Here is a 20,777-nt window from a genome sequence, read left to right on the forward strand (position 1 = left end):
ATGAAATGGGCCGCAGCGCGGTCGCCGGTTCGGGTGAGCAGATTTTCTCATGAGCGATTACACGACGCGCGGCGGGATCGAGGTCGATTCCACGCTGGCCCAATTCATCGAGGCGGAGGTACTGGAGCCGCTGGGCAAGGATGCGGAGGCGTTCTGGAGCGGCTTTGCCGATCTCCTCGCCCGGTTCGCCCCCCGCAACGCCGCGCTTCTGGCGAAGCGCGAGGAGCTGCAGTCGGCGATCGACGCCTGGCACGTGGAACGCGCCGGCCAGGAGCACGACCCTCTGGCCTACCGCGCCTTCCTGGAGAAGATCGGGTATCTCGTTCCCGAGCCGGACCCGTTCACCATCGGCACGCGCAACGTCGATCCGGAGATTGCCACCATGGCCGGGCCGCAGCTGGTGGTGCCGGTGCTCAATGCCCGTTTCCTGCTCAACGCCGCCAACGCCCGCTGGGGCAGCCTCTACGACGCGCTCTACGGCACCGACGCGCTCGACGCGCCGCCGCCACGGCCGGGCGGCTACGACGAGGCCCGCGGGGCCGCGGTCATCGCCGAGGCGCGCCGCTTCCTCGACACCGCGCTTCCGCTAGCGAGCGAGGGCTGGGCGGAGATCGAGGATGCGCACGACATCGAATTGCGCGATCCCGACCAGTTCGTCGGTCGGACGCCGGACGGTTTGCTGTACCGGAACAACGGCCTGCACATCGAAGTTCAGTTCGATCGCGAACATCCCGTGGGCCGCAGCGATCCCGCCGGCATTTGCGACGTCAAGCTCGAGGCGGCGCTGACGACCATCGCCGATCTGGAGGATTCCGTCGCGGCGGTCGATGCCGAGGACAAGCTGCTCGCCTATCGCAACTGGCTCGGGGTGATCCGGGGCGACTTGGAAGAAAGCTTCGAAAAGCAGGGCAACCGCACCACGCGGCGGCTGGCCGAGGACCGCGAGTACATCGACCGGGCCGGGGAACGCCGGACGCTTCCCGGGCGCAGCCTGATGTTCGTCCGCAACGTCGGCCATCTGATGACCAATCCCGCGATGCGCTGGAACGGCAACGAGATACCCGAGGGCATCATGGACGCGGTCGTCACCGGGGCGATCGGGGCGATCGACGTGGCCGGGCTGGGCAGGTTCGGCAACAGCCGGAGCGGATCGATCTACATCGTCAAACCCAAGATGCATGGGCCGGAGGAATGCCGGTTCACCAGCGATCTGTTCGACGCGGTCGAGGACCTGCTTCAGCTTCCGCGCCACACCATGAAGGTCGGTGTGATGGACGAGGAGCGGCGCACCAGCGCCAACCTTTCGGCCTGCATCCATGCGGTGAAGGACCGGATCGTCTTCATCAACACCGGCTTCCTCGACCGCACCGGCGACGAGATCCACACTTCGATGCGGACCGGCCCGATGATGCGCAAGGGCGAGATGAAGGACGCCGCCTGGCTGAAGGCTTACGAAGCGCGCAACGTCGGCATCGGCCTGAAGCACGGGCTTTCGGGCCGGGCGCAGATCGGCAAGGGCATGTGGGCGGCGCCCGATCTGATGGGCAAGATGATGATCGAGAAGATCGGGCACCTGCGCGCCGGGGCCAACACCGCCTGGGTACCCAGCCCGACCGCGGCCACGCTCCACGCGATCCACTATCACCGCGAGGAGGTTTTCGCGCTTCAGAAGCGGCTGGCCGAAATGCCGGGTCTCGACGATTTGCTGACCATTCCGCTCGCGCGTGGGGCGAACTGGTCGGAGGAAGAGATCCGCGAGGAGCTCGACAACAATTGCCAGGGACTGCTCGGCTATGTGGTGCGCTGGATCGACCAGGGTGTCGGCTGTTCGAAAGTGCCCGATCTGAACGATGTCGGCCTGATGGAGGATCGCGCGACCTTGCGCATTTCCAGCCAGCATATCGCCAACTGGCTGCTCCACGGCATCGTCGACGAGCGCCAGGTGATGCAGAGCCTGCACCGCATGGCGGCCAAGGTCGATGCGCAGAACGCTGGCGATCCGTTCTACGAGCCGCTCATGGACAACCTCGAGGGGCCGGCCTTCTCCGCGGCGAAGGACCTGATCTTCAAGGGCGTCGAACAGCCGAGCGGTTACACCGAACCGCTGCTCCACGAATGGCGGCGCCGGAAGAAGGCTAGCTGAGCGCTTTCGCCAGCTTGGTGAACTCGGCAATGCTCAGCGTCTCCGCGCGGCGTTGCGGGTCGATTCCGAGGCTTGTCAGCGCATCCACGGCGCCGGGGACATTCTTTACGCTCTGGCGCAGCATCTTCCGGCGCTGGCCGAAGGCGGCGGCGGTGAGGCGTTCGAGCGCAGCCGCCGAAACGCCCGCGGGCATCGCGCCGGGTTCGACATGAACGATGGCGCTCATCACCTTCGGAGGCGGCGTGAAGGCGCTGCGATGGACCTTCATCGCGAGGGTTGCGTCGCCCCGCCATTGCGCCAGCACCGCCAGTCTTCCGTAGGCTGCGCTTCCCGGGGGGGCGACGATACGTTGGGCGACCTCCTGCTGGAACATCAGCGTCAGCGACGTCCAGCGCGGCGGCCATGCCTCGCCGCCCAGCCAGCGGGTAAAGAGGGCGGTGCCGACATTGTAGGGAAGATTGGCGACCACGGCGTAAGGCTCGCCCATCAGCGCATCGTGATCGATTGCCATCGCATCGCCCTCGACCACCCGCAGGCGGCCGGGGAAGGCATCGGCCAGTTCGGCGAGGGCGGGAAGGCAGCGGCGGTCCATTTCGATCGCGGTAACGCGGGCACCGGCGCGCAGGAGGGCGCGGGTGAGCCCGCCCGGACCGGGGCCGACCTCCAGCACCGCGCGGTCCGCAAGATCGCCGGGAATGGCAGCGATGCGGTCGAGCAGCTGTTCGTCGAGAAGGAAGTTCTGCCCCAGAGCCTTGGAGGCGCTCAACCCGTGGCGCGCGATGATTTCGCGCAGGGGCGGGAGGTCAGCCACCTGCCCGCCGTGCCGCCATTGCACCGGCCATGCGGATCGCGGCGATGGTCGCGCCGGGGTCGGCGATGCCCTCTCCGGCAATCGCGAAGGCGGTGCCGTGATCGGGGCTGGTGCGCACCAGCGGCAGGCCGAGGGTCGTATTGACCCCTTCGTCGAAATCGAGCGCCTTGAGCGGGATCAGCGCCTGGTCGTGATACATCGCCAGCGCCACGTCGTAGGTTTCGCGGGCGCGGTGCGTGAACAGCGCGTCGCCCGGATGCGGGCCGGTCGCCGCGATCCCCTCGTCCTGAAGACGCGCCACCGCCGGAGCGATGATCCGTTCCTCCTCATGTCCCATCTGTCCCGATTCCCCGGCATGGGGATTGAGCCCGGCGAGCGCCAGCCGAGGGCTTTCGATGCCGAAATCGCGGCGCAGCGCCAGGTGGACCGTCCGCGCCTTGGCGCAGATAAGCTCCACGCTCAAAAGCTTCGGCACTTCGGAGAGAGGGCAGTGGACGGTGATCGGCACCGTCCGCAGGCTTGGCCCGGCGAGCATCATCACCGTGTCATCGGCCGCGACGCCACAAGCCTTTGCAAGGTATTCGGTCTGGCCGGGATGAGGAAAGCCGACACGCGCAAGCTGCGCCTTGCCGACAGGGAGCGTGACCAGCCCGGCGGCGTCGCCCTCCAGCGCCAGCGCCAGGCCATGCTCCAGAGACGCGAGCGCCAGCCGCGCCCCGTCTACGTCGGGCTCGCCGGGAGAATAGACCGCATCCTGCGTGCCGATGACCGGCACCGCGTCGGGGAATGCGGACAGCGCTTCGGAAGGGCCGTCCACCACGGCGATTGGCAGATCGATCCCCCGCGACCTGCCGGCATTGCGTAGCACGCCGGCGCCGCCTGCCACCACGAACGGGGGCAGGTCCAGCGATCCGCGCTGGGTCCAGATCTCGGCGATCAGCTCGGGGCCGATCCCGGCCGGATCGCCGAGCGAGATCGCAAGAGGCTGTCGCGGGGCGATCAATTGTATTCGATATAGGCGTCGTTGCGCAGGTCGCGCAGATAGCGCTGAGCGCGCTTGTTGACCCGCTCGTCCTCGAGCTGGGCCATCATCTGCCCGAAGTCCGGCCCGCCCGCAGTCTGCGGATCGTCGCGCCCGCACAGCATCAGCACCCGAACTCCGTCGGCGACATCGCCGAAGGGGGGCGTCGCCTGACCCACCTGCAACGCCAGCACCAGGGACTGCAGCTGTTCCGGCAGGGATCGGGCCCGAACCTCGTTGTTGGTCACGACTTCCGCGCCAAGCGCTGCGGCAGCCGACTCGACATCGCCGCAGCCGCGAGTGGCGCTGATCCCGGCAGCGAATTCCTGCGCGCGCGCCTGTGCCTGTTCCTGTGTCGTGCCCGGTTCGAAATTGATGGAAATCTGCTTCAGCGAAAGAAGCGCGTCGCGCGGATCGGCGGTCAGCACCTGGCGTTTGTCGATCAGGAGAAGGATCGAATAGCCACCCGGTATCTGCACCGGGCCGACCAGTTGCCCCGGCTGCATCTGCCCGGCGACTCCGGAGAGTTCGGGTGGGAGCTGGCCCAGCCGCACCCAGCCCAGATCACCGCCGACCGCTGCGGTCGAAGCCTGCGAATACTGCCGGGCATAGGCGACGAAGCTGCCGCCCTGACGCAACTGCTCGACGATGTTGCTGGCATTGCTCTGCACCTGCGCGGCGTTTTCGGGGGTTGCAGCGAGAAAGATTTCGCCGAGCCGGAATTCCTCGGTCCCGCGGTCCTGCTCGAGCCGCTGGAGAACCTCGTTCACCTCCTCCTCCGAAACGTTTACGAAGGGTGCGATGTTGCGCTGGAGCAGTCGCCGCCATGCGAGCTCGCCCTCGATCTGGCGCTTGAGCGAAGCGGGCGAAGAGCCGATCGAAACGAGATAGGCGTCCATCGCTTCCGGGTTCTGCCCGAAATTCTGGCCGGCGACGCGGGTGTAGGATTGCGCGACCTCCTGCTCGGTGACGGCGATCTCCTGCGCCTCTGCGGCCTGGATCTGCAGCGTCTCGTCGATCAAGTTGCGCAGCACCTGCATCCGTACGCGGATGAGTTCTTCCTCGCTTATTTCGGCTTCGTTGGCAGCGAGCAGCAGGGCGACACGCTGATCGATGTCGGTGCCGGTGATGACATGACCGTTCACCACCGCCGTCGCCGTCCGGAGATTGGGATCGGCTTCCCCGAAGACCGTCATCGAATTGGGCAGGCCGAGCGGATCGGATACGTCGACGGCTTGAGGCGCGGCCTCCTGCGCGCTTGCGGCCAGGGGCCCGCAAGCGAGGCCGAGCGCGGAAGCGATGGCAATGAAATTGGCGAAACTGTTTCTCGTCACGTCGTCGATTTCCCGTGTGGAGGCGCATCCCGTGCGCACTGTTACCGCCCGGCAGATGCCCGTTCGCGGCTTAACCGAAGCTGATAGTCCGTTATTGTGACGAGGGCGGATAGCGCTTTTGCCGCACCATGCCAACGCCTCTCCCCGCCAATCCCGCTTCAGCGGATTCCGAGGTTGCGCAGCGAGAAGTAGAGCTGGAAGGTGTTGCCCCTCTGCGCGTCGCCCAGGGTCACGTAGTCGCGGCGCCAGGCGATGCCCATCTCCAGGCAGTCGTCCTGATAGGCTATGCCCAGCCGTGTCCGGATGGGTTCGAACCCGTCGCTCGTGAAAGTGGGGTCCTCCTCGCGGTCGGTGAGGTTGAAGATGCCGGACGCAAAGATCGACCAGTAGTTGGCAAAGGCGACGCGCGCGGCTGCGCGGGCCTCTTCGCGGTCCTGCAAGTCCTCGACCAGGGTGATGTCGCGGTCGAGCCGCAGATAGCCGACTTCGGCATAGGTCCGGCTGCTGCCGACGGTGGCGTCGATCTCGTTGCGGCGGACCGCGAAATTGTCCTTGTCGAGCCGGAAGCGGTGGGTGAGCTTCAGAAAATCGCGGTACCGGACTTCGGTGCGGCCGACGAAATCGGAAACACTTTCCGCAAGGCCCGTGCCATCGGGGATGATGCGCCGTTCGGCATCGAGGCGGTAGGACTGGCCGATCGTGCTCTCGACACGCAGGCCGGGCTTGGTGAATTGCCAGTCGACCCCGTAGGTTATCCGCGCGCCGTCCTCGATCCGGTCGTAGCCGGGGAAGCGGTTGAGCGCGAAGAGGTTCGAATCCTCCAGGTCGATGGCCCGCGCGTCCTCGTTGGGAATGGCGAGATTGCGGATCGGCGGAGTCGCGACGATCTGGACCCGGGGGGAAAGCACCTGCTGGCCGCCGAACAATTCGCCGACCAGGGGCCAGCGCATATCGACGGCGGCGAGCGCCACGCCGCGACCCTCCCACCCCGTGCGGCCGCGGTAGAGGGGGGTGGGTGTCTGCAGATTGTTGCTGGAATGATAGATGTCGCCGCGCACCAGGCCGGTAAGCTGGACCACCTGACCGCCCGGGGTGATGCGCTGAAGGTCCCAGCGGGCGCGGGCGAAGGCACGCTGGGTATCCTGCCCATCGGTGCGCAGGATGGCGAGGCTGTTGGCCTGCAGTTCGACCTTGCCGCCGAGGATCGGGTCGTTCAGCCGGTAGCGATAATCGATCGCGGGCAGGGCCACCGGGACCTGGCCCTGGTCGTCGCCCAGGCGCAGGGTCTGGGTGGCCCAGCCGGCAATCGAGAGGTAGGAATTGGCGTCGATCCGTTCGGCTTCCACCACCGAACGCAGCCGGTCGTCGCGGCTGAGATCGTATCGGCGCAGGAACGTGCGGTCGCTGGCCAGCCGGATCGATCCGGTCAGGCTCCAGTTCGCATCGAACTGATAGCGCCCGTTGGCGAAGAGATAGCCGCGCGGCTCGCTGTCGAAATCGGTGACCTGACCACCCACGAAATCGGAGGAACGGCGGCTGTTGGTCAGATAGCCGGTGACCTGGAAGGCGCCCGCCTCGTTCAGTTCGCGATACTGCGCGCTGACCATCGGGGGCGCGTCGGTGAAGAGATAGGCGCTGCCGGTGAGGTCGCGGTTTTCGGCGAAGCGCCAGTAATAGCTGCCCGACACCTCGATGCCGTTGCTCTCGGAAAAGCGGAAATCGGGGACGAGGAAACCGGAGGCCGCCCCGCCGTCGGTCTTGAGCGCGAGCCCGGGCAGCGGCAGCAGGCGCATGCCGAACAGCTCGAAATAGGCGGACTGGAAGCTGACCCGGTCCTCTGCCGGATCGTAGATCACGCGATCGGCGGTGATCCGCCAGCTCGGGTCCTTCGGGCAGCCATCGGGCGTCGTGACGGCGCAGCCGGAATAGGCCGCCAGAGTCAGGCGGATGGTGCCGTCGGCTTCGCGCGTGGCGGATTCGGCCGCGAGGCGCCCGCCCTGGCGCAGGGCCAGCAGCAGGTCCTCCATCGCCCCGGCCTCGAATTCGTCGGTGAGGACGATCCGTTCGGAAAAGAGCTGGTTGCCGTTCTCGTCGACGAAGCGGACCCGGCCCGAGGCGACGATTTCGCCCGAGGGCCGCGACCAGCTCACCCGGTCGGCGCGCAGCGAACGGTCGCCGCTGCGCAGCACGACGTTGCCGAGCGCGGTGACCGTCTCGCCGCCGGAATCATATTCCAGCGTATCGGCTTCGAAACCGATCTGGCGTTCGCCTGCGGCATTGAACTCGGGAGCGGGGTCGACCGGAGCGGCTTCGCCCGGAAACGGGGGAACCGCCTGGGGCAGACCGGCGTCCTGCTCGCCGGACAATTCGGGGCTGGCGGGATCGGGAAGTTCGACCGGTTCTTCGGCGGTCTCGACCCCGGGGGCTGCACCCTCCTGCGCCCGCAGCGGCGCGGCCAGCCCCGCCAACGCGATCAGCGCCAGTCCGGCGGGCGCTAGGCGCGATCTAGGCGCGAGGGCGCGGGAGCCGGGCATGCCTTGCCTATCGCATCGCCACTCCGTAAGCGCAATTGCCATAAGGGGGTGCCTCGCGCGGTTCGCCGCGCCTGCGCCGCGCCGACGCGGACGATCCGGGGCACCGCCACACGCATTTTCAGGAGTGTTCATGAACATCGAATTCAGTCGGTCCCGCCCTGAAGGGCTGCGGCTCATTGCCCATGTCGTCGACAAGAGCAAGTTTCCTTCCGATCTTGAAGCCAGCCTGCGCGAGGGCGCGAACGCTGCGCGTTTCAAGGGACGGGCCGGCCAGTGCTTCGACGGTTTCGCCGAGCGTGACGGCACCGTGGTGCGGGTCGCGCTCGCCGGCGCGGGCATGCCCGACGGCGAGAACCGGACCTCCAATCTGGAGAAGGCAGGCGCAGCGTTGGCGGCGCGATACCAGGCTTCGGGCGAGCAGCACATCGGGCTGATGGCCGACGATCACTCGGCCGATGAAATCGCCCGCATCCTCCTCGGCCTGCGGCTGAGGAACTGGCGGTGGGACAGCTATCACACGCGCATGAAGGACGAGCAGAAGGTCTCGCTGCAAGGCGTGACCGTGATCGGCGCGCCCGAAGGCACCGAAGCGGCATGGGCGGAGACGGCTGCGCTGGCCGAGGGCGTGGAGTTCACGCGCGAGCTCATCACCGAGCCGGCCAACATCCTCTACCCGGTGAGCTTCGTCGAACGCTGCCGCGATCGCTTCGAGGGCACCGGGGCCGAACTGATCGTGCTGGACGAGCCGGAGATGGAAGCGCTCGGCATGGGCGCGTTGCTCGGCGTCGGGCAGGGTTCGGACCGCGAATCGCGCATCCTCGCGATCCGCTGGAACGGCGGCGCGAAGGGCGAGAAGCCGACCGCCTTCGTCGGCAAGGGCGTGACTTTCGACACCGGCGGCATCTCGCTCAAGCCCGGTCCCGGGATGGAGGACATGAAGTGGGACATGGGTGGCGCCGGCGCGGTGGCAGGCGCGATGCTGGCGCTGGCGAAGCGCAAGGCGAAGGCCAATGTCGTCGGGGTGATGGGTCTCGTCGAGAACATGCCCGGCAGCAAGGCGCAGCGTCCGGGCGATGTCGTCACCAGCATGAGCGGGCAGACGATCGAGGTGCTCAACACCGATGCCGAGGGGCGGCTGGTCCTCGCCGATGCGCTGCACTGGACCCAGCAGGAGTTCGAACCCGCGCGGATCGTCGACTTCGCGACTCTGACCGGGGCGATGATCATCGCGCTCGGCAACGATCATGCCGGCATCTTCGCCAACGACGACAAGCTTGCCGACGATCTCCTCGCCGCGGGCAAGGCCAGCGGGGATGCGGTGTGGCGCATGCCGATCGGTCCGGCCTACGACAAGCTGATCGACAGCCCGATTGCCGACATGAAGAACATCGGCGGCAAGGCGGCTGGCTCGATCACCGCGGCCCAGTTCCTCAAGCGCTTCATCGTCGACGGGACCCCCTGGGCGCATTGCGACATCGCCGGAATGGTCTGGGCCGAAAAGCCCGGGGCAACCTGGGGCAAGGGCGCGACCGGATACGGCGTCAGGCTGATCGACCAGCTGGTGCGCGACACCGTCGAGGCGTGACGGCGCTCGCGTGGCGCGGATCGATTTCTACCAGCTGAGCCGCGACCCGGTGGAGCAGGTTGTGCCGTCGCTGGCGAGGAAAGCGCTGGCGAGCGGGGCACGGCTGGCGGTGGTCCATCGCGATACCGACATGCGCAGGCGCCTCTCGGACGCTCTGTGGGCGGCGGAGGAATGCTTCCTCGCCCATGGGGAGGCCGAGGGCGATCACGCTGCGCGGCAGCCGATTCTGCTGTCGGGTGAAGGGGACCTGGCCAACGGCGCGACCATCGCCGTCCTCGCCGATGGCGATATCCGTTCGGCGGCCGAACAATTCGATCGGGTGCTGTTGCTGTTCGGCGCCGAGCGGACCGATGCGGCGCGCGACCTGTGGCGTCGGCTGGGTACCGCGGCGGGCGGCGGAACAAGCGCCCACGAACTGCATATCTTCAAGCAGGGGCCCGACGGCACATGGCGCGAGGGCCGCTGATCCCGTTCGTCCGCACCCGGAGGCCCATGCGTTACGCCACGATCCTTCTTGCCTTCGCCGGTGCTCTCGCCGCATGCAGCGATGAGCCCGATGCGGAGAGCGCGGGGGTGGAAGAGAGCCCCCAGCGCGACGTCGGCAGCTACGAGGTCGATGCCGAGACCGGCGAGATCAACGCCCGCATCCACCAGGACGACGGCACCGTCGCGACCATGCGTTCGGGCGAGGAGGTACCCGTCGACCTGCCCTCCGGTTTCACGCTCTATCCGGATGCCGAGGTCCTCGCCAACACCCGCGTCGATCATGGTGGCGGGCGGGGTGTGCTGCTGACGATGCGCAGCGGCGACGAGCCGGGCGAACTGGCCGCCTTCTACCGCCGCCAGGCCGATGCTGCCGGTGTCGCCATCGAGGTCGAGATGGCCGCCGGGGGTACGGCGATGTTCGCCGGCAAGAGCCCCGACGATCTCACCGTCAGCTTCAACGTCTCGAAGGAGAGCGGGGCAACCATGGCGCAGCTGATGGTCGGAACCGGAATGGAATAGCCGCGCGAAGGGCTTGCCCGGTTCGAAGGCGGGCGCTATCGGCGCGCGCGACTTTCCCAAACTCTCCCAACATTCTCGAGGACATTCGTCATGGCGGTCACCCGCACCTTTTCGATCATCAAGCCCGATGCCACCCGCCGCAACCTGACCGGCGCGGTCACCAAGATGCTGGAGGATGCCGGCCTGCGCGTCGTCGCTTCCAAGCGTATCCAGATGACCCGCGAGCAGGCCGAAGGCTTCTACGAAGTCCACAAGGAACGCCCGTTCTACGGCGAATTGTGCGATTTCATGACCAGTGGCCCGGTGGTGGTCCAGGTGCTCGAGGGCGAGGATGCGGTGAAGCGCAACCGCGACGTGATGGGCGCGACCAACCCCGCCGATGCCGAGGACGGCACGATCCGCAAGACCTATGCCGAAAGCATCGAGGCGAACTCGGTCCATGGGTCGGATTCGGACGAGAACGCCGCGAAGGAGATCGATTTCTTCTTCGACAAGGACGAGATCGTCGGCTGAACCGGCGGCGCGGAACCGCCCTATATCATATGCGATAACGCCCGGTCCCGCGATCTGATAGGGGGCCGGGCATGTCGCGCAAGCTGTTCAACCCCGCCACCTGGTTCGGCTCAGACCATATCGTCCGGACCCGCGAACTCGTGCGCATGCTCAACGCGCGCGAATACGAGGCGCTCGAACATACGCTCGCGGAGGATTTCGTGTACCTCGACACCGCGGGGTCGCCGATCCGCGGGCGCGATGCGTTTCTTGCGGCCATGCGCGAACTCTACAACCGGGTCGAGGACATGCAGATCGAGACCGACGAGGTCTTCGAGCAGGAGGGCGACGTGCTGGTCAAGGGTCGCCTGCTCGGGAGCGACCCCGACTATTGCAGCGAAAGCCTCTGGCGGATCCAGTTCGGAGACGACGACCGGCTGTGCGAGATGCAGGCCTTTCGCGATCAGAACGCGGTTTCGGTCACCCGGCTGACTGCGCACCTGAGGCGCGAGCCGACCCCTTCCTAGGCTTCGGCGAAACGCCTGATCTGCCCGCGGTGGGCATGATGCGCGTCGCTGCGCGCGGTTCTGGCTTCCCGCTCCATCGCCGCGAGCGCTGCCGCCGTCAGCCGCATACCGAGCGCTTCGTAGACGGCGCGGATCGCCGCGCGCCAGTCGCGGTTGAGATCGTCGAACCCGACTTCGGCGACGGCGTTGTCGCAATCCGCCAGCGCGGCATCCAAGCGGGCATCCCGTAAGCGAGTCTTGCGACGCCATTCCGCCTCGATCGCGGCGATGTCGCGTGAATCCGACTGGAACGCGCTTTGCGCCGCGACCATCGAGACCGCGCTGGCGATCGTGTCCGCCGGCTTGCGGCGGGCGACCACGAGGCGAGCGTCCGGGAACTGGGCAACCAGCGTGGCTGCGTCCTCTGAGAACTGCGGACATTTGAGGACACGCGGACGTTGCGCGTTGCGATGGAAGCCCGCATCGGTCCGCAGGATGCGCGCGAACTCGCGATAGACCGGCGCCGGATCGCCCGCTTCGCTGTGCGCGACGAAGGTCGGGATGTGCCATTGCGCTTCGAAGGCGCAGGCGCCGAGCGCCGCGGAGAGCCAGCCGATCTCCTCGTCCGTCCGGGTCGCGCCGAAGGGATGAAGCGTGTCGAGCCAGGGATTGACGATGCGCGCCAGCGCCAGCGCGGCGCGGCTGCGCAGCGGGCGCAGGTCGGGATCGCGGGGGAGGGGATTGTGGCTGTCGCAGAAGCGCGTCCCCGCATGCGCCGGGTCGGCGGCGATCAGGCGCTGCAGCCGGGTGGTCCCCGCGCGCATCTGGCCAAGCACGGCGATCGGCGGTGCGATTCCGGTCTCGGCAAGCCCCGGCCGCTCGCGCCACAGCCGACCCAGCGCGTGTCGCTTGCGGATCGCGCCGGTAATCTGCCCATAGGCCATGGTGTGACCCAGCGCATTGAGCCGCGCTTCCTCGCGCAGGGACCGGCACAGGACCTCCAGCCGCTCGCGAAAATCGGCGACATCTTCGACCGATCGGATCGAGATTTCGTCCTCGCGCGCGTAGCCCTTGCTGCCGATCGCCCACAGGGCCTCGGGTTCGAGCGCCGGCTTGTCGTTCCAACCGCTCGACCAGGACCATTCGAGCGCCCGCGCGGCATGGCGGGCAGCGTTCGAGACCGCCAGCGGGTGAGGGCGGGGCGGAGCCATCAGAACTCCTCCGCTGCATCGAGCAAGCGGGACAGCCGCCTGGGGGCGACGGCGCGCCAGCTTCGTGCCAGCCAATACTCGACCTGTTCCCAATCGAGCCCCGGACGGTCGAGGACGATGCCGATCCATCCGCCCGATCCGTAATAGGGCGGGCTGAAGACGCGATCGGAATCGCGCGCGATCACCGCCTCCTGCTCGTCGGCGCCGCTGGTCTTCACCAGCAGCGCGATGTTCGAGCCGCCGTGGTGGAAATCGCTGAAATAGGCGAAGAACTTTCCGCTCTTGCCTGCCAGCTTCCAGCCCGGCGCGCCGTGGCTCTCCTTCTCCTCGACCTCGTCGAGTGCCATTGCCCGGCTGCGGACCTCGGCCAGCAGCCAGTCGGCGCGATAGGGGCGCGAGACGTAATCCGCCAGCACGCGCGGATAGAGCTGATGTTCGGCCAGCTTCACCCGTGCGGCCAGCGCCTCGGCCGTATCCTCTGGGCTGATCGCCACTGCGAGCTGGCCGAGCACCTCGCCGCTGTCGAGCTCGTCGGTCACGAGATGGACGGAACAGCCGCCCGCGCGGTCCCCGGCCGCGATCGCGCGGGCATGGGTATCGAGCCCGGGATAGGCCGGCAGCAGCGAGGGGTGGATGTTGAGCACGCGTCCCTGCCAGCGGGCGACGAATTCGGGTGTCAGGATGCGCATATAGCCGGCCAGTACGATGTAATCGGCCCCGGCTTCCTTGGCGGCATCCCCCATCGCCCTATCGTGCTCGGCGCGCGTCATGCCCCGATGCGCGAGAGCGAAAGTCGGCAATCCTTCGCCTGCAGCCAGGTCGAGCGCGTCCGCCCCGGGATCGTTGCTCGCCACCAGGGCAATCTCGTAAGGCACCCCGGGAAGCCGCGAGGCATAGAGAAGTGCCGCCATGTTGGTCCCGGCACCCGACACGAAGACCGCGACGCGCGCGCGGGGTCGGAGGCGATCAGGCAATGTGCCGGGCTTCCCACGCGGCGGTGGCGCCCCATGTGTCGATCGAACCACGAACCGTGCAGCCGCGCCCGCCAGCTTCGATGCGTCCGATCCGGAAAGCCCGTTCGCTTGCCGCTTCGAGATCGGCGACCAGGGCCTCGGCCTCGGCCTCGGCGACCACCAGCACCATGCCGATACCGCAGTTGAAGGTGCGCGCCATTTCCTCGGGCGCGATGCGGCCTTGCGCCTGGAGAAAACCCATCAGCGCCGGCTGGTCCCAGCCATCGGCCTCGACCACGGCGTGCGAGCCTTCGGGCAGGACGCGGGGGATATTCTCCAGCAAACCGCCGCCGGTGATATGCGCCAGCGCCGCGATCCGCCCTGCGCGGATCGCCGGAAGCAGGCTCGCGACATAGATGCGCGTGGGTTCGATCAGCGCGTCGATCAGCAGCCGGTCTTGGTCGAACGGGGCGGGACGATCGAGCTTCCAGCCCTTGTCCGCTGCCAGCCGCCGAACCAGCGAATAGCCGTTGGAATGCACGCCGGAACTGGCGAGACCAAGCAGCACCTGGCCTGGTGCGACACGGTCGCCGGCAAGCTGCTCGCCGCGCTCGACCGCGCCGACGCAGAAACCTGCGAGATCGTAGTCGCCGGCGGCATACATGCCCGGCATCTCGGCGGTCTCGCCTCCGATCAGCGCGCATCCGGCCTGTTTGCAGCCGTCCACGATTCCGGCGATCACGCGTTCGGCGATCCCGTTCTCGAGCCTGCCGGTGGCGAAATAGTCGAGGAAGAAAAGCGGTTCGGCACCCTGGACGATCAGATCGTTGACGCACATCGCGACCAGATCCACGCCGACGGTGTCGTGCCGGTCGTGGTCGATGGCGAGCTTGAGCTTGGTCCCCACCCCGTCGTTCGCGGCGACCAGCAGCGGATCGCTGTACCCCGCCGCCTTCGGGTCGAAGAAGCCGCCGAAGCCGCCGATCTCGCCATCGGCTCCGGGCCGGGCGGTGGCCTTGACCAGCGGCCCGATCGCCCGGACCAGCGCGTTGCCGGCGGCGATGGAAACGCCGGCATCGGCATAGGTGTAGGAGGAGCCATTCGCACTCATCCCCCCGCCATACGCATTCGCGCTTGGATTTCCATAAGGGTTTGGGCAAAAGGCCCGCTGTTTCCCCCATGCGGACCCTGACCCTTCCATCCCACCCCTCGCGTCGGACACTGATCGTCGCCGCCGCGCTGCTTCTGGCAGTGCTGCTGGCCCTTGCTGTGCGCGCGCAGGTCGACGGGGAGCGCGGGATCGCGCCGATCGCCGCCTCGTCGGACATCCAGGTCGGCGGGATCGAGGTCAACGAGACCGGCGACACGCCGGAAGAAGCGCGCGAGAACGGGTGGCAGGAAGCGGCCCGGCTCGCCTGGGCGAAGATCGACGGCCCGGAACTGTCCGATTCGCAGCTTCAGTCGCTGGTCTCCTCGATCGTGATCGAGCGCGAGCAGGCCGGTCCGCGGCGCTACGTCGCACGGCTCGGCGTGGTCTTCGACCGTGCCCGTGCCAGCCGCTATCTCGGGAGCGCTTCGGAAACCCAGCGCTCCGCACCGCTGCTGCTGGTCCCGGTGACGATGAGCGCGGGGGTGCAGCTCGTCTACGAAAGGCGCAATCCCTGGCAGCGCGCCTGGGCGGAATTCCAGCCGGGCAACAGCCGGATCGCCTATGTCCGCCCCGCCGGTGCCGGCGGCGAATCGCTGCTGATCACCTATGGTCAGACCGGCCGGCGCAGCCGCACCTGGTGGCGCAACGTGCTCGACCAGTTCGGTGCGGCGGACGTGATCGTGCCGATCGCGAACCTGCGCTACACCTATCCCGGCGGGCCGGTGGAAGGGCGCTTCACCGCGCGCTACGGACCCGATAGCACCTATCTGGGGTCATTCGAGCTGACCGCCCAAAGTCCGGAGGAGCTTCCGGCGATGCTGGAACAGGCGGTGCTGCGGTTCGACGCGCTGTTCCAGCGGGGCCTGGCGGCCGGCAGGCTGCAGCCCGATCCCACGCTGACGCTGGGCAACATCACGCTCGACGAGCGGATCCAGACGCTGATCGACAGTGCCCGCGCCGTGTTGGCCCAGGCCCAGGCGCAGAACCGCGGGTTGAGCGAGCGCGAGCTCGAACTGCGCGAGGGCGAACCCGGCCAGGCGATCACCGATGCGCCCGTCCGCGCACCGCCGCCCGAAGGATCGGTGGCGCTCTATTCGGTGCAGTTCGCGACGCCGGACGCCGAGAGTTTCGACGCATTGCTGTCGGCCGTGCGGGGCGCGCCCGGGGTCCGCAATGCCGGTATTCGCAGCACCGCAATCGGCGGGACGTCGGTCATGACGGTGAGCTTCGCCGGATCGATCGCCGAGCTGGCCGAGGCCCTGCGCGGTCGCGGTCTCTCGGTGCAGCAGAGCGGCGCGGCGCTGACCGTCAGCCGCTAGCGCCTGCGCATGTCGCAGATCGCCCTCCCGATCGATGTGCGAATGCCCGGCGGTGCCCGCCGGATCGTGATCGGCAACGCCAACCGCGCCGCGGTCGAGGCGCTCGGCGATCCCGCATCCTGGCCCTTCCACACCGCCATCCTGGTCGGCCCGCCGCGCTCGGGCAAATCGCTGCTCGCCCAATGGTTCGCACGCAGCGGCGAGGGCGAGGCGATCGACGGGGCCGATGCGATGGAGGAAGACGCATTGTTCCACCGCTGGAACCGCGCGCAGCAGGATGGGCGGCCACTGCTGCTGGTGAGCGATGCCGATGGCTGGGACATCGCTCTGCCCGATCTCAGGTCGCGGCTGGCAGGCTCGCTCCAGCTGGCGATCGGGACGCCCGACGATGCGATGGTGGCCGATCTGATCGAGGCGCATGCCGAGCAGCGGCGGCTGGCGCTGGCCGACGGAGCCGCCGGTTACCTCGCCCCCCGTATCGAGCGCAGCTTCGCCGCGATCGAGCAGCTGGTCGCCGAGATCGACCGTATTTCTCTTGAACGGCAGGTGGCCGCCACCATGTCGGTCTGGCGCGACGCTCTCGAGGCGATCCAGGGGCCGGAACAGGCGCGCTTGCTTTGAAACGCGATCGGTGGAAGGATTTGCGGCAATGTTCGACCGGCTGACTGCCTATCTCGACAGCGTCAAGGCGCGCGATCCGGCGCCGCGGAGCCGCTGGGAAGTGCTCACCTATCCCGGGGTCTGGGCGCTGTTCTGGCACCGCGCGGCGCACTGGCTGTTCGAGGCCGAGCTGTTCCTCCTGGCGCGCACGATCAACCATTTCAGCCGCATGGTGACCGCGATCGACATCCACCCGGGTGCGAAGATCGGGCGCAATTTCTTCATCGATCACGGCTTCACCGTCATCGGCGAAACCGCCGAGATCGGCAACGACGTGACGATCTACCAGAACGTCACGCTGGGCGGTACCAATCCCACCAACGGCCAGCCCGGCAAGCGCCACCCGACGATCGGCGACAACGTCATCATCGGGTCCGGGGCGCAGGTGATAGGCCCTATCACGGTCGGCGAGCGGGCGCGGATCGGCGCCAACGCCGTGGTTACCGACGATGTGCCCGAGGGCGCGACCATGATCGGCTTGAAGGCGCGCAGCACGCTGGTCCCGGTCGAGACCTGGATGCGCGAGTTCATGCCTTACGGCACGCCGTGCAACGAGCCGTGCGAGCCCGACATGGGCCGGGTCGAGGCGCTCGAACAGCAACTCACCGAAATGCGGCTGGAGCTCGAGAACCTTCGCCGCGCCGTTCCCGTCGAGGATGCCGGCACCAAGCGCAGCGGAACCAAGGACTGATGCAGCCGCCCGCCACGACCGGGGCGATCCTTCCCTTCCGGCATGGCAACACCCAGACCGGCTTCTCGCGCGAGGAGCTGTTGCGCATCCTCGATCTCTACGGGCGGATGGTCGCAGCCGGCGAATGGCGCGACTACGCGATGGACTTCACCCGCGATGCGGCTCTGTTCGCGGCCTTCCGGCGCACGGCGGAAAGGCCGCAGGCGCAGATCGAGAAGCGCCCGGCGCTCCGCAATCGTCAGGGCATGTGGACCCTGATCGGCGAACATGGACAGGTGCTGAAGCGCGGCCACGAACTCGCCGGGGTCATCGCCCCGGTCGAGCGGCGGCTGATGAAGATCGTCGAGAACTAGCCCGCGACGACGCCCGCTACCGGAACCCGGGCCTGCCACCCGCCGGGCAGTTGCCCGACGATGCGATTGCGGATCGGCGTCCAGAAGGCCGATAGCGTCAGCAGGGCCGAGCCGATCACCAGCGCGGTGAGCGCGAAGGTCAACTCCACGGCTCCGAAGCGGTCGAAAAGGAAGGTCAGTGCTGCCAGGACGTAAGCCAGGGCGGAGACCAGCAGCGCCCGCCGGTCGATCGCCAGCGCGACCAGGCCGAACACGATATAGATCGCGACCACGCCCAATGCGGCGCCGATGCCCACGCGATCGGCCCCGTCCATCACACCGAGCGAGTAGAAGATCGGGTGCGCGATCATCGGCGCGGCGAGCAGATGCAGCCAGAAGGCGACGTCGCTGCGGCGGCTGATGCGCTCGCGATCGCTGATATCCCAGCGCATGGCGAAGGCGAATACCGCGAGCCCGGCCACGAAGACGAGCACAAGCAGGATGTCGCCCACCGCCTGGTCGGCGATCCCGAAACTCGCCTGGATGAGGGCCAGGACGAGCGCGACCAGCGTCACCGCCGCGGCGCCCGCGCCCGCGGCAACCGTGATCGGAACCATGAAGCGGCGCCAGTGGAGATAGGCCGCCAGCGCCGCGACCAGTCCGGCACCGGACACTAGGAAAGCGCCCGAGCTTTCGTTGTCCATGGCTCCGATGACGAGGCCGAGGCCGAAGATCGTGGCGAAGATTCCCCCGACGAAGGCCAGCAGCAGGATGATGCTCGGCAGCGCCATCCGCCGCCGCCGGGTGAAGAATTCGGCCAATGACCAGCCGGTGCCGGCGACCAGTATTCCGGCGAACATGGCGGAAAGGCTTGTTCGCCACTGCGAAGCGGCGGCGAAGGCCTGCCATTGGGCCTCGGTCGGCTCGATCCCGTCCAGTCCGGGGAAGGGGGGCACCGCCGCGATGGCGCCGGCGATCGCCTGCCCGATCGCGCCCGCGGCGAGCAGCATGATGACCACGCCGATGGCGACGAAGATGTCGTTGAAGCTGTTGATCAGCCGGAAATTTTCCTCGTCCCCGCGCGGCATGTCGCGGACCTGCGTCATATGCGCGCGAAACGAGGCCGCGGCATCGGCGCTCAGCGCGCCCGCCGCGACGGCGGAATTGATGTCGTCTTCGGAATACATCCGGGCCTCCCCCTGGCTATGCCGTAAGGATAGGCCCGGTGTATTATTACGTCAACACGCCGGGAATCAGCCCCGCGCGCTGGACGGTCCGGTGCCGGTCACCTTCTGCATCGCGGTGAGGATCGCGCCCGACTGCTCGGAACCGGACTGCGGCGCCTTGAGGTTGGAGAATTCGGAGATCTTGTCCCAGTTCGCGGCGAAGCCTTCGACGGTGCGTTCTTCGTCCGTCAGCCAGACCGCGTCGTTCATCACCGTCCACGCGCTGTGGAAGCCGCCCGCGCCGGCGCCGACGATGGCGTTGGTCGGCGCGTCCTCGCTGACAAGGAAGAGCGCGGCCGGGACGACATTGACTGGGTCGAACAGCTTGAAGGCCTCTTCGGGAAACAGGTCCTCGGTCATGCGCGTGCCGGCCACCGGCGAGAGCGTGTTGACCTTGATGTTGTACTTCGCCCCTTCGAGCTGGAGCGTCTTGGTCAGCCCGGCGAGGCCGAGCTTGGCCGCGCCGTAATTCGCCTGGCCGAAATTGCCGAACAGCCCGGTCGAGCTCGCGGTCATCAGCACGCGGCCGTAAGCCTGATCGCGGAAGGTCTCCCAGCACGCCTTGGTGGCGAAAGCGCTGCCGTTGAGGTGGACCTTGACGACGAATTCGAAATCCTGCGGTTCCATCTTGGCGAAGGTCTTGTCTCGCAGCACGCCGGCATTGTTGATCAGGATGTGGATGCCGCCGAACTTCTCCTTCGCGCGGGCGACCATCTCTTCCATCTGGTCGTATTCGGTGACGGAGGAGCCGTTGGCCATGGCGGTGCCGCCGGCCTTCTCGATCTCCTCGACCACCTGCGCCGCCATGTCGGACGTGCCCGTGCCGTCGCGCGATCCGCCGAGGTCGTTGACCACGACCTTGGCGCCGCGCTTGCCGAGCTCGAGTGCATATTCGCGGCCCAGACCCCCGCCTGCACCGGTGACGATGGCTACCTTGTCCTTGAAATCGATGCTCATGGGGTCTCTCCGCTAATGTTTACGTTAAGGTCAATCGGTGCGCGGGTTGGCACGTTCCCTTCGCACTTGCAACAGCGCGCGGGACGGGCCGCGATGCCGTAGCGGCGGGTCGTCAGCCGAGCCTTTCGAGCGCCGGGATTAGCTCCGCGAACGAATCGATCATGACGTCGGCACCAAATTCATCGCGGGGCTTGTCGCAATAGCCATAGCAGGCGGCAACCACCGGAACGCCCGCGGCGCGGGCGGCGCGAATGTCGTAGCTGCTGTCCCCGACATAGGCGAAGCGTCCCCCGCCGCAGCGTTCGCGGACCTTCACGATCGGGTCGGGCGCGGGCTTGGCGAGATATTTGCCGTCGGGTCCCTTGCCGAGCGTGTCGCCCCCGATCACGCAGTCGAAGCGGCCCGACAGGCCCAGCATGTCAAGGATACCGCGGGCAAACTCCTCGAATTTGTTGGTCACCACGCCCAGCCGTACGCCGCGCCGCGCCAGTTCGTCCAGCGCCTCGACGACGCCGGGATACGGGCGGGTATGGTTCGCGTAATTCTTGCCGTAAAAGGCCAGCATCGCCTTGTAGAGCCGGCGGAATTCGTCCTCCGCCACGCCGCCCTGCGCATCCAGCGCCTTGGCCAGCATCAGCTTGGCTCCGCCGCCGATCAGATCGCTCGCATGGTCGATCGGAACGCTGACGAAGCCGCCGAGCGCCAGCGCGTGGTTGACCGCGGTCCCGAGATCGCGGTGCGATTCGATCAGCGTGCCATCGAGATCGAAGCCGATCGCGTCGAAGGGAAAATCAGCCATATGGATGCCGGTGGCGGAAGCGCCTTCAAACCGCAAGCCAATGGTGGC

The 20,777-nt window shown here is 67.5% G+C and carries 20 protein-coding genes; 10 read left to right on the top strand and 10 right to left on the bottom strand.

Translation table 11 applies throughout. The features are described 5' to 3' along the window. The first annotated feature begins 49 nt into the window (after positions 1-49). On the top strand, positions 50-2,143 hold the full coding sequence (locus ACGHN1_RS05630) for a malate synthase G (RefSeq protein WP_390549127.1): 2,094 nt from the start codon (positions 50-52) through the stop codon (positions 2,141-2,143). On the opposite strand, the gene rsmA is transcribed toward ACGHN1_RS05630, so the two are convergent. From rsmA to ACGHN1_RS05650, 4 genes are all read right to left on the bottom strand, one after another. After that, positions 2,136-2,954: a 16S rRNA (adenine(1518)-N(6)/adenine(1519)-N(6))-dimethyltransferase RsmA gene (gene rsmA / locus ACGHN1_RS05635; protein ID WP_390549129.1), complete on the bottom strand. Its 819-nt coding sequence runs from the start codon at positions 2,952-2,954 to the stop codon at positions 2,136-2,138. The two genes, ACGHN1_RS05630 and rsmA, sit on opposite strands and share 8 nt — an antisense overlap. Next, a complete protein-coding gene (gene pdxA, locus ACGHN1_RS05640; RefSeq protein ID WP_390549783.1) occupies positions 2,947-3,954 on the bottom strand; it encodes a 4-hydroxythreonine-4-phosphate dehydrogenase PdxA in 1,008 nt (335 codons plus the stop codon). The genes rsmA and pdxA overlap by 8 nt, the downstream gene beginning before the upstream one ends. After that, positions 3,954-5,318 (bottom strand): peptidylprolyl isomerase, encoded by a 1,365-nt coding sequence (locus tag ACGHN1_RS05645; RefSeq protein ID WP_390549785.1) that lies wholly within the window; start codon positions 5,316-5,318, stop codon positions 3,954-3,956. Before ACGHN1_RS05645 ends, pdxA begins: the two co-directional genes overlap by 1 nt. A gap of 149 nt (positions 5,319-5,467) precedes the next feature. Beyond that, entirely contained in the window at positions 5,468-7,843 is a 2,376-nt protein-coding gene (locus ACGHN1_RS05650) for an LPS-assembly protein LptD (RefSeq protein WP_390549131.1), read from the bottom strand. A gap of 130 nt (positions 7,844-7,973) precedes the next feature. Between ACGHN1_RS05650 and ACGHN1_RS05655 the strand changes: the two genes are divergently transcribed. From ACGHN1_RS05655 to ACGHN1_RS05675, 5 genes are all read left to right on the top strand, one after another. Then, positions 7,974-9,428 carry a leucyl aminopeptidase gene (locus ACGHN1_RS05655; protein WP_390549133.1) on the top strand — a complete coding sequence of 485 codons (1,455 nt, stop codon included), beginning with the start codon at positions 7,974-7,976 and terminating at the stop codon, positions 9,426-9,428. A 10-nt stretch (positions 9,429-9,438) separates the two neighbouring features. Next, positions 9,439-9,894, top strand: coding sequence for a DNA polymerase III subunit chi (locus ACGHN1_RS05660; protein ID WP_390549135.1), 456 nt, complete (start codon positions 9,439-9,441; stop codon positions 9,892-9,894). 26 nt (positions 9,895-9,920) lie between these two features. Further along, the gene (locus tag ACGHN1_RS05665; RefSeq protein WP_390549137.1) at positions 9,921-10,433 is read left to right on the top strand and encodes a hypothetical protein; all 513 of its coding nucleotides are present in this window, start codon (positions 9,921-9,923) and stop codon (positions 10,431-10,433) included. 90 nt (positions 10,434-10,523) lie between these two features. Then, positions 10,524-10,946, top strand: a complete 423-nt coding sequence (gene ndk, locus ACGHN1_RS05670) for a nucleoside-diphosphate kinase (RefSeq protein WP_390549139.1) — start codon at positions 10,524-10,526, stop codon at positions 10,944-10,946. A 71-nt stretch (positions 10,947-11,017) separates the two neighbouring features. Further along, positions 11,018-11,452: a nuclear transport factor 2 family protein gene (locus tag ACGHN1_RS05675; RefSeq protein ID WP_390549141.1), complete on the top strand. Its 435-nt coding sequence runs from the start codon at positions 11,018-11,020 to the stop codon at positions 11,450-11,452. On the opposite strand, the gene ACGHN1_RS05680 is transcribed toward ACGHN1_RS05675, so the two are convergent. From ACGHN1_RS05680 to purM, 3 genes are read right to left on the bottom strand one after another with little or no spacing between them, the layout of a single operon-like run. Then, positions 11,449-12,642, bottom strand: a complete 1,194-nt coding sequence (locus ACGHN1_RS05680; RefSeq protein WP_390549143.1) for a sulfotransferase — start codon at positions 12,640-12,642, stop codon at positions 11,449-11,451. The two genes, ACGHN1_RS05675 and ACGHN1_RS05680, sit on opposite strands and share 4 nt — an antisense overlap. Then, positions 12,642-13,616, bottom strand: a complete 975-nt coding sequence (gene purN, locus ACGHN1_RS05685; RefSeq protein ID WP_390549145.1) for a phosphoribosylglycinamide formyltransferase — start codon at positions 13,614-13,616, stop codon at positions 12,642-12,644. Before purN ends, ACGHN1_RS05680 begins: the two co-directional genes overlap by 1 nt. Continuing rightward, the gene (gene purM, locus ACGHN1_RS05690) at positions 13,609-14,706 is read right to left on the bottom strand and encodes a phosphoribosylformylglycinamidine cyclo-ligase (RefSeq protein WP_390549147.1); all 1,098 of its coding nucleotides are present in this window, start codon (positions 14,704-14,706) and stop codon (positions 13,609-13,611) included. The genes purN and purM overlap by 8 nt, the downstream gene beginning before the upstream one ends. 68 nt (positions 14,707-14,774) lie before the next feature. On the opposite strand from purM, the gene ACGHN1_RS05695 reads away from it, so the two are divergent. The 4 genes from ACGHN1_RS05695 to ACGHN1_RS05710 are packed head-to-tail and all read left to right on the top strand — an operon-like array spanning position 14,775 to position 17,768. Beyond that, positions 14,775-16,064: a heavy-metal-associated domain-containing protein gene (locus ACGHN1_RS05695; RefSeq protein WP_390549149.1), complete on the top strand. Its 1,290-nt coding sequence runs from the start codon at positions 14,775-14,777 to the stop codon at positions 16,062-16,064. 9 nt (positions 16,065-16,073) lie between these two features. Further along, positions 16,074-16,685: an ATPase gene (locus ACGHN1_RS05700; RefSeq protein ID WP_390549151.1), complete on the top strand. Its 612-nt coding sequence runs from the start codon at positions 16,074-16,076 to the stop codon at positions 16,683-16,685. 28 nt (positions 16,686-16,713) lie between these two features. Beyond that, the gene (gene epsC, locus ACGHN1_RS05705) at positions 16,714-17,415 is read left to right on the top strand and encodes a serine O-acetyltransferase EpsC (RefSeq protein WP_390549153.1); all 702 of its coding nucleotides are present in this window, start codon (positions 16,714-16,716) and stop codon (positions 17,413-17,415) included. Next, positions 17,415-17,768, top strand: a complete 354-nt coding sequence (locus ACGHN1_RS05710) for a DUF2794 domain-containing protein (RefSeq protein ID WP_390549155.1) — start codon at positions 17,415-17,417, stop codon at positions 17,766-17,768. Before epsC ends, ACGHN1_RS05710 begins: the two co-directional genes overlap by 1 nt. Here ACGHN1_RS05710 and ACGHN1_RS05715 read toward each other — a convergent pair. The 3 genes from ACGHN1_RS05715 to ACGHN1_RS05725 form a co-directional block, all read right to left on the bottom strand. Beyond that, a complete protein-coding gene (locus tag ACGHN1_RS05715; RefSeq protein WP_390549157.1) occupies positions 17,765-18,934 on the bottom strand; it encodes a hypothetical protein in 1,170 nt (389 codons plus the stop codon). The two genes, ACGHN1_RS05710 and ACGHN1_RS05715, sit on opposite strands and share 4 nt — an antisense overlap. A gap of 66 nt (positions 18,935-19,000) precedes the next feature. Next, the gene (locus tag ACGHN1_RS05720) at positions 19,001-19,930 is read right to left on the bottom strand and encodes an SDR family NAD(P)-dependent oxidoreductase (protein ID WP_390549159.1); all 930 of its coding nucleotides are present in this window, start codon (positions 19,928-19,930) and stop codon (positions 19,001-19,003) included. Between the two features lie 112 nt (positions 19,931-20,042). After that, positions 20,043-20,729, bottom strand: coding sequence for an HAD family hydrolase (locus tag ACGHN1_RS05725; RefSeq protein ID WP_390549161.1), 687 nt, complete (start codon positions 20,727-20,729; stop codon positions 20,043-20,045). Positions 20,730-20,777: the final 48 nt, after the last annotated feature.

Origin of the sequence: Qipengyuania sp. MTN3-11 (assembly GCF_042851825.1) — a bacterium.
In the GTDB taxonomy this organism is placed as follows: Bacteria; Pseudomonadota; Alphaproteobacteria; order Sphingomonadales; family Sphingomonadaceae; genus Qipengyuania.

Bases quoted from the DNA above. Each gene is read 5' to 3' on its own strand.
- ACGHN1_RS05630 (WP_390549127.1), top strand. From the start codon at position 50: ATGAGCGATTACACGACGCGCGGCGGGATCGAGGTCGATTCCACGCTG.
- ACGHN1_RS05650 (WP_390549131.1), bottom strand. From the start codon at position 7,843: ATGCCCGGCTCCCGCGCCCTCGCGCCTAGATCGCGCCTAGCGCCCGCC.
- ACGHN1_RS05655 (WP_390549133.1), top strand. From the start codon at position 7,974: ATGAACATCGAATTCAGTCGGTCCCGCCCTGAAGGGCTGCGGCTCATT.
- ACGHN1_RS05665 (WP_390549137.1), top strand. From the start codon at position 9,921: ATGCGTTACGCCACGATCCTTCTTGCCTTCGCCGGTGCTCTCGCCGCA.
- ndk (WP_390549139.1), top strand. From the start codon at position 10,524: ATGGCGGTCACCCGCACCTTTTCGATCATCAAGCCCGATGCCACCCGC.
- ACGHN1_RS05675 (WP_390549141.1), top strand. From the start codon at position 11,018: ATGTCGCGCAAGCTGTTCAACCCCGCCACCTGGTTCGGCTCAGACCAT.
- ACGHN1_RS05680 (WP_390549143.1), bottom strand. From the start codon at position 12,642: ATGGCTCCGCCCCGCCCTCACCCGCTGGCGGTCTCGAACGCTGCCCGC.
- purM (WP_390549147.1), bottom strand. From the start codon at position 14,706: ATGAGTGCGAATGGCTCCTCCTACACCTATGCCGATGCCGGCGTTTCC.
- ACGHN1_RS05695 (WP_390549149.1), top strand. From the start codon at position 14,775: ATGCGGACCCTGACCCTTCCATCCCACCCCTCGCGTCGGACACTGATC.
- ACGHN1_RS05700 (WP_390549151.1), top strand. From the start codon at position 16,074: ATGTCGCAGATCGCCCTCCCGATCGATGTGCGAATGCCCGGCGGTGCC.
- epsC (WP_390549153.1), top strand. From the start codon at position 16,714: ATGTTCGACCGGCTGACTGCCTATCTCGACAGCGTCAAGGCGCGCGAT.
- ACGHN1_RS05710 (WP_390549155.1), top strand. From the start codon at position 17,415: ATGCAGCCGCCCGCCACGACCGGGGCGATCCTTCCCTTCCGGCATGGC.
- ACGHN1_RS05715 (WP_390549157.1), bottom strand. From the start codon at position 18,934: ATGTATTCCGAAGACGACATCAATTCCGCCGTCGCGGCGGGCGCGCTG.
- ACGHN1_RS05720 (WP_390549159.1), bottom strand. From the start codon at position 19,930: ATGAGCATCGATTTCAAGGACAAGGTAGCCATCGTCACCGGTGCAGGC.
- ACGHN1_RS05725 (WP_390549161.1), bottom strand. From the start codon at position 20,729: ATGGCTGATTTTCCCTTCGACGCGATCGGCTTCGATCTCGATGGCACG.